Raw genomic sequence first — 9438 nt, forward strand, 5'->3', positions numbered from 1 at the left:
AGGGCTGTCACCTTGACCTTGGACGGCTTCTCGACCTTGAGGGGATTGCGCAAGGGGAGGCCAAACGCCGGCGCTTCGATCTCGAAGACGTCGCCGTTTTCCGCTTTCACGCCATCGGCAAAGGACAGTGTGGCCGTACCGAACATGTGTACGTGGATATCACCAGGTTGGCGGAACACCGAGTATTTGAAGTGGTGATGTTCCAGATTGGCGATCGTGTGGGACATGTTGTCTTCGCCGGAAAGGAAAGGTTTTTCCCAAACAGTCTTGTTCTTGCGCAGGATACGCGACGTGCCCCTGATATCCGCAGGCAGATCGCCGACGATCAGTTCGGGGCCGATCGAGCACGGACGCAGTTTCGAATGGGCAAGATAGAGGTAATTGACCCGCTCCATGACGTGGTCGGAAAACTCATTAGCGAGCGCAAAGCCGATACGGAATGGCGCGCCGTCCGGACCGATCACATAGATACCGGCGATCTCGGGCTCCTCGCCGGCATCATCCGCAAAGGCAGGCGACAGCAGCGGCTGTCCAGGGCCGGTCAACATCGAACCGTTGCCCTTGTAGAACCATTCCGGCTGAACGCCGGTCTGCCCTTTTTTCGGTTTGCCGTTCTCCAGCCCCATCCGAAACATCTTCATCGAATCGGTGAGGGTTTCCTCTTGGGCTTCGCCAATCTTGCGGTGCATCGCATCGCGGGTCGCGGCGGATCCAAGGTGCGTGAGGCCCGTTCCGGTCAGATGAATATGAGCCGGATCATGGGTATCCACCGGGGGAAGCAAGCGCCCTTCCGCATAGGCGGCGGCGATGTCCAGTTTTTTGCCAAGTCCGCGGTTTTCCACAATATTTGCGATGCCTGTTTTCGCTTCGATCGCCGCATGGGCAAGTTCCAGCACGGACCGCGTCCGTTTTACATGCCGGAATTCGTCATCGACACGCGCGGCGACCTGCCGCTTTCCATTGGCATTCATCAACTGAACCAGATTCAAGGCTTTCCTCCCGGATGTTTGGGTATATGAATTGTCGTCCGCACATTAAACGCACGAACCATCTTTTCAAAAATATTATAATAGTATTATATTGATGTAAACGGCCCTTTGGCGGATACACGCACGGGCCGGGACGAACCGGCGGGGACATTTTTACAAGGCGGCGAAAGCCCTATTCCAAAAGTCATACTTTTCGGATAGATGTTGAAATGACCCCGCTCTGGGAGGAACTGGTTCGGTGCATGAATGCCGGTGGAGATCGGCGAAACCGCATCGGACATGATTGGAAACTGGGAGGAACAGACGTGAAAATGCTGAAACTATTTGCTGCGGGACTGATCGCACTTGGTGTGATGGGTACGCAAGGTTTTGCTGAGGATAAGGGCACCGTCGGTATCGCGATGCCGACAAAGTCCTCGGCGCGCTGGATTGCCGACGGCGACAACATGGTGAAAACGCTGAAAGAGCGTGGCTACAACACCGATCTGCAATATGCCGAAGATGATATCCCAAATCAGCTCGCGCAGATCGAGAACATGGTTACCAAGGGCGTCAAGGTTCTCGTGATCGCTGCCATCGACGGCACGACACTGTCGAACGTTCTTCAGCAGGCGCACGACGCTGGCATCAAGGTCATCGCCTATGACCGTCTGATCCGTGACAGCCCCAATGTGGATTACTACACGACATTCGATAACTTCCAGGTCGGCGTGCTTCAGGCTGGCTCACTCGTCAAGGCCCTCGGCCTGCCGGACGCAAAAGGCCCGTTCAATATCGAACTGTTTGGTGGCTCGCCCGACGATAACAACGCGTTCTTCTTCTACAATGGCGCAATGTCTGTCCTGCAGCCTCTGATCGACAGCGGCAAACTGGTCGTCCAGTCCGGTCAGATGGGTATGGACAAGGTTGGTACGCTGCGCTGGGATGGTGCGGTTGCTCAGGCTCGCATGGATAATCTCCTGTCGGCGTACTACACCGACAAGAAGGTCAATGCCGTCCTTTCACCCTATGATGGTCTGTCCATCGGTATCCTTTCGTCGCTGCGCGGCGTTGGCTACGGCACGAAGGACCAGCCGTTCCCGTTCGTTTCGGGGCAGGATGCCGAGGTGCCTTCAGTCAAGTCGATCATTGCCGGTGAGCAGTATTCGACAATTTTCAAGGATACCCGCGATCTCGCCAAGGTGACATCCAACCTGATCGATGCCGTGCTCAAGGGTGATCAGCCGGAAATCAATGACACCAAGACCTATAACAACGGAGTCAAGGTTGTTCCGGCCTACCTCCTGAAGCCGGTCGAAGTCGACAAGTCCAACTGGAAAGATATCCTGATTGGTTCCGGTTACTACACGGAAGACAAGCTGAAGTAGGTCTTTGGGACCTGCAGCGAACCCTGCATTTGATCGTGCAGGGTTCGTTCCATGTCGATAGAGGCTTTTCCGGACAATAATTCCGGTGGCAAAAGACCAGAAAGCCTAATAAAAATTGCAGAAGGGAACGATACCAGAGCAGGCCATATTGCCGCGTCGGTATCGATGAGGATCTTGATGGAAACCATCCTCGAAATGCGCAACATCACCAAGACATTTCCTGGTGTGAAGGCGTTGAATAATGTCAATCTCAATGTGCGCAAAGGCGAAATTCACGCTCTCGTGGGCGAGAATGGCGCTGGCAAATCGACCCTTATGAAGGTGCTGAGCGGTGTCTACCCGCACGGCAGCTACGAGGGCGAAATTCACTATAATGGCCAGGAGCAGCACTTTCGCGATATCGGCGACAGTGAAGAAAAGGGCATTATCATCATTCATCAGGAGCTGGCGCTCGTCCCTCTCCTGTCGATTGCCGAAAATATCTTCCTTGGCAATGAACCAGCGAAATTCGGCATCATTGACTGGCACATCGCGGAGAACCGCACGCGCGAACTTCTTGCCAAAGTCGGATTGAAGGAAGACCCGCTGACACTGATCACCAATCTCGGCGTCGGCAAGCAGCAACTGGTCGAGATTGCCAAGGCTCTGTCGAAGGAGGTCGAACTCCTCATACTGGACGAGCCAACCGCGAGCCTCAACGAAAAGGACAGCGACGCATTGCTGGCGCTTTTGCTGGAATTCAAGGCGCACGGCATCTCATCGATCCTGATCTCGCACAAGCTCAACGAAGTCGGCAAGGTCGCCGATCGTATCACTGTCCTGCGCGATGGTGCGACGATTGAAACTTTGGACAAGGGCGAGATTTCCGAGGACCGGATCGTCACCTCCATGGTTGGGCGCCAGCTGGCAGACCGCTTTCCGCAGCGCGAGCCGAACATCGGTGACGTGGTTTTCGAGGTTAAGGATTGGGTGGTTCACCATCATATCCATGGCGACCGCACTGTCATCAATGGCATCAACCTCAACGTCCGCAAGGGCGAGGTGGTCGGCATTGCCGGATTGATGGGCGCGGGGCGCACGGAATTCGCCATGAGTGTGTTCGGCAAGGCCTACGGCCAGAAGATCAGCGGTGACGTTCTCATCAAGGGCAAGAAAGTGGATGTCTCGACCATTGGCAAGGCGATCGACAACGGCATTGCCTATGTCACCGAGGACCGCAAGACCTATGGCCTCAACCTGATCGATCATATCAAGCATAACACGACCATCGCTCACCTTGAGGGCGTATCCAACAATGGCGTGATCGATGATATGTCTGAGTTGAAGGTGGCGAACGAGTATCGCCGCAAGACGAATATCCGCTCGTCCAGCATCTATCAGAAGACGGGCAATCTATCGGGGGGTAACCAGCAGAAGGTGGTTTTGTCGAAATGGCTTTTTGCCAATCCGGACCTGCTGATCCTGGACGAGCCGACACGTGGCATCGATGTCGGTGCGAAATATGAAATCTATTCAATCATCAATCAACTGGTAAGCGAAGGCAAAAGTGTCCTGATGATCTCGTCGGAAATGCCGGAGCTGCTTGGCGTCTGCGACCGGATCTATGTGATGAACCAGGGCAGGCTTGTGGGCGAAATGCCCGCCAGCGAAGCCAGCCAGGAAAAAATCATGCGCGCCATTATCCGTGCTGAAGGGAAAACATCATGACCGTCGAAACAGCAGCAACCCAGGGGAAGAAGGACTTCAAGACGGACGGTTCCGCTTTGAAGGGCAATTTCCGCGAATATGGCCTGGTCTTGGCACTGATCCTGATCATGCTGTTCTTCCAGTTCACGACGAGCGGAACCCTGTTCAGGCCTGTCAATCTGACCAACCTTGTGCTGCAGAACAGCTATATCATCATCATGGCATTGGGCATGCTGCTGGTGATCGTCGCTGGCCACATTGATCTTTCAGTCGGGTCGGTATCGGGCTTCGTGGGCGGTCTTGCCGCTGTCATGATGGTTCAGTGGCACGTACATTATATACCGGCGACCATCCTTTGCTTGCTCGTCGGAGGTGCCATCGGCGCCGCGCAGGGCTATTGGGTCGCCTATCACAAGATACCGTCGTTCATCGTCACACTGGCAGGTATGCTGGTGTTCAAGGGTTTGGCGCTGTGGCTGCTTGGCGGCCAATCGGTCGGGCCATTTCCCCCGCAATTCCAGCTGTTGAGCTCCGGCTTCATTCCTGATTTCTTCGGCGGCACGACATTCAACACAACTTCAATGTTGATTGGCATCATCCTCGTCGCCCTGATGATCTATTTCAGTATTCGCGGCCGCACCAAGCGGGAAAAGCATGGTTATGAGGGCGAACCCTTCGCGCTTTTCGTTGCGAAGAATCTCATCATCGCGGGAATCATCCTTTACCTGACCTATCTGCTTTCGTCGTACAAAGGCCTGCCCAATGTATTGATCGTGATGTCGATCCTGATCGCATTGTTTGTTTTCGTCACCAAGCGCATGACCATCGGGCGACGCATCTATGCCATGGGCGGCAACGAAAAGGCGGCGAAGCTCTCCGGCATCAAGACGGAAAGACTCACATTCTTCACCTTCGTCAACATGGGCGTCCTGGCGGCTTTGGCAGGTTTGATTTTCGCAGCGCGTCTCAATACGGCAACGCCGAAGGCCGGCCTTGGCTTCGAACTGGACGTAATCGCCGCGGTATTCATCGGCGGTGCGTCGGCCATGGGCGGTGTCGGCCAGGTGATGGGTGCCGTGATCGGCGCCTTCATTATGGGTGTCATGAACAACGGCATGTCGATCATGGGCGTCAACATCGATTGGCAGCAGGTCATCAAGGGCCTTGTTCTGCTGGCTGCTGTCGTGTTCGACGTCTACAACAAGAACAAGGCGTGAGGGCTGCCGACATAGGGTTTGCTGACAGATCCGTGGTTCGTTTTGACTCTCCTTCGGCGTAATGCATGAATGCGAGGCAACTGCAAATCAGCAACGGACCATCACCCCATGTTGAACCCGGAGAAAACGGCCGCAGGCGAACGCGCCCCATCGCATCTGTTCTACCAGTCGCGTCTCTGCCGTCCGCTCGTCGATCGGGCGGACGGCATTTATCTTTGGGATCAGAACGGTAACCGGTTCATCGATGGATCGAGCGGGGCGATGGTGGTCAATATTGGCCACGGCAACCGGCACGTCATCGACACCATGAAAAGGCAGATGGACAAGGTCACTTTCGCCTACCGTTTGCATTTCGAGAACGAACCGGCGGAAGAGCTTGCTTGCCGCATCGCGGGTTACATGCCGGACGGCATGGACAAAGTGTTCTTCGTCTCCGGTGGCTCGGAAGCGGTGGAATCCTGCCTCAAACTCGCCAGGCAATATGCAGTGGCGATTGGCCAGAAACAGCGCTGGAAGGTCATTTCGCGTTTCCCGTCCTATCATGGCGGTACACTTGGCGCGCTGGCCGTCACCGGCTATGCGGCACTGACCGATCCCTTTACGGCGATGATGAAGGAAATGCCGAAAATCCCCGCGCCCACAGCCTATCTCGACCGCGACAATTTCTCGATGGAGGAACGCGGTCTGCGCTATGCTGACAAGCTGGAGGAGGCCATTATTGCCGAAGGGCCGGAGTCCGTTCTTGCCTTCATCATGGAGCCGGTCGGCGGCGCCTCCACAGGTGCGCTCGTCGCCCCGGACAGTTATTATGGCCGTATCCGCGAGATCTGTGACCATTATGGCGTGCTGCTCATTCATGACGAGGTGATGAGTGGTGTTGGACGCACAGGCAAGTTCCTTGGCGGCGATCACTGGAAATGCAAGCCGGACCTGATCGCCTTGTCGAAGGGGTTCGGCTCCGGCTACAGCCCGCTCGGCGCCATGGTTGCGCCGTCGCGCATGGTACAGCCCGTTCTCGATGCGGGCGGTTTCCAGCACGGCTACACCTATGCCGGAAATCCGCTCGCCTGTGCCGCCGGTGGTGCGGTTCTCGATGAGATCGAACGGCTCGACCTTGTCGATAATGCTGCCGGGATGGGCGATAGGCTGAAGAGCGAACTCGTAACGCTGTCAGAGCGTTTTCCCTTCATCGGCGATGTGCGCGGCAAGGGGCTGCTGCTGGCGGCGGAATTTGTCGAGGACATCACCACGATGAAGCCACTGCCAAAGGAAAAGAACGCTTTCCAGCGCGTCATCGATCTCGCCTATGACAAGGGCCTGATCATCTATTCGCGTCGCACGCGCGGCGGCGTCGACGGCGATCATTTCCTCGTCTGTCCGCCAATGATCGTCACGCGAGAGCAGATCGGGGAAATTGTTGCCATTCTGGGGGATACGCTGCAGGACCTCGCCGATGAACTTGACCTTCCCGTGAACAGGTAGGGGGATCTCGTGGCCAAGAGAAAAGTCATCATCACCTGCGCCATTACCGGTTCCGTGCATACGCCGAGCATGAGCCCCTACCTGCCGGTAACCCCGGATCAGATTACAGCGGAAGCAATCGCCGCCGCGGAAGCTGGCGCTTCCATCTTGCACCTGCATGCACGCCACCCGGACGACGGCAGGCCCTCTGCCGACCCGGACGTGTTCATGCAGTTCCTGCCGCGCATCAAACAGGCGACGGACGCCGTCATCAATATCTCGACCGGCGGCAGTTCGCTGATGGCGCTCGAAGACCGGCTTGCTGCGGCCCTACGCGCCGAGCCGGAGATGTGTTCGCTCAATATGGGTTCGATGAATTTCGGCCTCTATCCGGCGCTTGATCGCCATACGGAGTGGAAGCACCAATGGGAGCCGCAACTGCTGGAAGCAACGCGCAGCTCCATCTTCAAGAACACCTTTGCTGATATCGAAACCATCCTGGCCCGTCTCGGCCAGGGCTGCGGCACCCGTTTCGAGTTTGAATGCTATGATGTCGGGCATCTCTATACGCTGGCGCATTTCCGTGACCGGGACCTTGTCTCGGGACCGCTGTTCATCCAGTTTGTCTTCGGCGTGCTTGGAGGGATCGGTGCCGATCCGGAGAATCTGACCCATATGAAACGCATTGCCGACAAGCTGTTTGGTGATAGCTACCGTTTTTCGGTGCTGGCGGCCGGCCGGCATCAGATGCCGATGGTCACCATGGCGGCCGCAATGGGCGGCAATGTCCGTGTCGGACTGGAGGACAGCCTCATGCTCGGCCGCGGCGAATTGGCAAAGTCCAACGAGGATCAGGTGAAGCGTATCCGCACCGTACTTGAAGCGCTGTCGCTCGATGTAGCGACACCGATGGAAGCCCGTGCTTTGCTTGGCCTCAAGGGCGGCGGCAAGGTTGCGTTCTGATGGCGATCGCAATCAGGCAAGCGACGATCGATGACGTTGCACTTCTGCACCGGGCGATACTCAAGCTTGCTGACGGCGTGAGCGCGGCCCTGAAGGTCAGGAGTACGCCCGACGACCTGCGCCGCCACGGCTTTGGCGACAATCCGGCATTCGAAGCGCAGATCGCAGAAGTTGACGGCGATTTCGCCGGCATGTGCCTCTACTTTCCAAGCTTCTCCACCTGGCGCGGCAAGCCGGGTATCTATGTTCAGGACATCTTCGTCGAGGAACAGTTTCGTGGCAGGCAGATCGGCGAGCGCATGCTTCAGACCGTGGCTGAACAGGGGCTGGCAAAGGGCGCTGCCTACTTGCGACTATCCGTCGACGCAGACAATCATGGGGCTCAGGGCTTTTACACGCATCTCGGTATCGAATGGTCGCAGTGGGAGCACATCCATGGCATTTATGGCGATGCATTCATTGCGCTGGCGGCGCGAGAGATCGAACGGGAACGCTGATGAAAACATTCTATGCGGAAGAGCAGAAACGGCATAATCCGAAAGGCTTCCTCTCGAGTGGGGCGCCGCAGCCCAACCCGGAAAAACCGGAGCGGATCGAGCGGCTGCTTGCCGGTGCCCGTGCGGCAGGCAGTTCCATCCACCACCCCAAGAACTATGGTCTTGGTCCGATCGCGGCAGTCCATACGCCGGAATATCTCGAATTCCTGCAAAACATCCACCGGCGCTGGCAGCTCATTCCCGGCGCGTCAGAGGAGGTGGTCCCGAATATTCATCCGATCAACCGTACCGGCAGCTATCCGGCTTCTGCTGTAGGACAGGCGGGCTACCACATGGCTGATACGGCCTGTCCCATCTCGGCAGAGACCTGGGAAAGCGCCTGCTGGAGTGCCTGGAGCGCGGTCGAAGCGGCCGAATGCGTCATGTCGGGCGAACCTGCGGTTTATGCATTGTGCCGCCCTCCCGGCCATCATGCCTTTGCCGACGTCGCCGGCGGATTTTGCTTCATCAACAATTCGGCAGTCGCAGCACAAAGATTGCGCGCCAACGCGGCACGTGTCGCGATTCTCGATGTCGACCTGCACCACGGCAACGGCACACAGGGCATTTTCTATGCGCGTCCCGATGTGCTGACCGTCTCGATCCACGCCGATCCAGTGCGATTCTATCCATTCTTCTGGGGCTATGCCGACGAGCGCGGCGAGGGGGCGGGTCTCGGTTACAACTACAACCTGCCTCTCTCACGCAAATCTGGCGACGCGGTGTTTCTGGAAGCGCTCGCCGCTGCCATGGAGCGCATCGAAGTCTTTGCGCCGCAAGCATTGGTCGTGGCATTGGGGCTCGACGCCTTTGAGGGCGATCCCTTTGGCGGGCTTTCCGTCTCGACGCCCGGCTTCGCCCGTATCGCCGAAGCGATCGCGAAACTTCGCCTGCCGGCGGTGATCGTACAGGAAGGCGGCTATCTCTGCGATGAGCTTGGCGACAATCTCACCTCCTTCCTCACCGGATTCGGCGCGACGATCTGATTTTCTTTTTCGCTGGCAAATCGTAGGACCGCAGCAAAACCCGCAAAAGGCGCGTTCAAGGCACTTATCCTGAAGACTTATCCCCAGGGCTGTTTGTTGGTTTTGAAAAAGTTTGGAAAAATTGATTTTGGTGTGTTGACAGTTTTGTTGGGTGGGGTCTATATACCGGCACAACGAGGGCGGGGCGCCGCTGGCGGTTGCTGAATGCGCCCTAAGGTTTGCTTAGGTTTGAT

8 protein-coding genes are annotated in these 9438 nt (G+C 56.8%); 7 read left to right on the top strand and 1 reads right to left on the bottom strand.

Features of this window, described 5'->3' with window-relative positions:
• A partial coding sequence (gene araD1, locus AAAC48_RS18060; protein WP_340655510.1) for an AraD1 family protein occupies nt 1–989 on the bottom strand: 989 nt, incomplete at its 3' end.
• Nucleotides 990–1300: 311 nt separating this feature from the next.
• Here araD1 and chvE point away from each other — a divergent pair.
• The 7 genes from chvE (at nt 1301) to AAAC48_RS18095 (ending at nt 9205) form a co-directional block, all read left to right on the top strand.
• Entirely contained in the window at nt 1301–2356 is a 1056-nt protein-coding gene (gene chvE, locus AAAC48_RS18065) for a multiple monosaccharide ABC transporter substrate-binding protein (RefSeq protein ID WP_340655511.1), read from the top strand.
• A gap of 174 nt (nt 2357–2530) precedes the next feature.
• Nucleotides 2531–4063, top strand: coding sequence for a multiple monosaccharide ABC transporter ATP-binding protein (mmsA, locus tag AAAC48_RS18070; RefSeq protein WP_340655512.1), 1533 nt, complete (start codon nt 2531–2533; stop codon nt 4061–4063).
• Nucleotides 4060–5259 carry a multiple monosaccharide ABC transporter permease gene (gene mmsB / locus AAAC48_RS18075; RefSeq protein ID WP_340655513.1) on the top strand — a complete coding sequence of 400 codons (1200 nt, stop codon included), beginning with the start codon at nt 4060–4062 and terminating at the stop codon, nt 5257–5259. The genes mmsA and mmsB overlap by 4 nt, the downstream gene beginning before the upstream one ends.
• Nucleotides 5260–5367: 108 nt before the next feature.
• A complete protein-coding gene (locus tag AAAC48_RS18080) occupies nt 5368–6741 on the top strand; it encodes an aspartate aminotransferase family protein (RefSeq protein ID WP_340655514.1) in 1374 nt (457 codons plus the stop codon).
• A gap of 9 nt (nt 6742–6750) precedes the next feature.
• Nucleotides 6751–7683, top strand: a complete 933-nt coding sequence (locus AAAC48_RS18085; protein ID WP_340655515.1) for a 3-keto-5-aminohexanoate cleavage protein — start codon at nt 6751–6753, stop codon at nt 7681–7683.
• Nucleotides 7683–8180 carry a GNAT family N-acetyltransferase gene (locus tag AAAC48_RS18090; RefSeq protein WP_340655516.1) on the top strand — a complete coding sequence of 166 codons (498 nt, stop codon included), beginning with the start codon at nt 7683–7685 and terminating at the stop codon, nt 8178–8180. The genes AAAC48_RS18085 and AAAC48_RS18090 overlap by 1 nt, the downstream gene beginning before the upstream one ends.
• Complete coding sequence (locus AAAC48_RS18095) at nt 8180–9205, top strand: histone deacetylase family protein (RefSeq protein WP_340655517.1); 1026 nt, start codon at nt 8180–8182, stop codon at nt 9203–9205. Before AAAC48_RS18090 ends, AAAC48_RS18095 begins: the two co-directional genes overlap by 1 nt.
• Nucleotides 9206–9438 lie beyond the last annotated feature (233 nt).

Origin of the sequence: Phyllobacterium sp. (genome assembly GCF_037994405.1) — a bacterium.
GTDB lineage: Bacteria > Pseudomonadota > Alphaproteobacteria > Rhizobiales > Rhizobiaceae > Phyllobacterium.

Excerpts from the sequence above, each read along its gene's own strand:
- chvE (WP_340655511.1), top strand. The coding sequence starts at position 1,301 with ATGCTGAAACTATTTGCTGCGGGACTGATCGCACTTGGTGTGATGGGT.
- mmsB (WP_340655513.1), top strand. The coding sequence starts at position 4,060 with ATGACCGTCGAAACAGCAGCAACCCAGGGGAAGAAGGACTTCAAGACG.
- AAAC48_RS18080 (WP_340655514.1), top strand. The coding sequence starts at position 5,368 with ATGTTGAACCCGGAGAAAACGGCCGCAGGCGAACGCGCCCCATCGCAT.
- AAAC48_RS18090 (WP_340655516.1), top strand. The coding sequence starts at position 7,683 with ATGGCGATCGCAATCAGGCAAGCGACGATCGATGACGTTGCACTTCTG.
- AAAC48_RS18095 (WP_340655517.1), top strand. The coding sequence starts at position 8,180 with ATGAAAACATTCTATGCGGAAGAGCAGAAACGGCATAATCCGAAAGGC.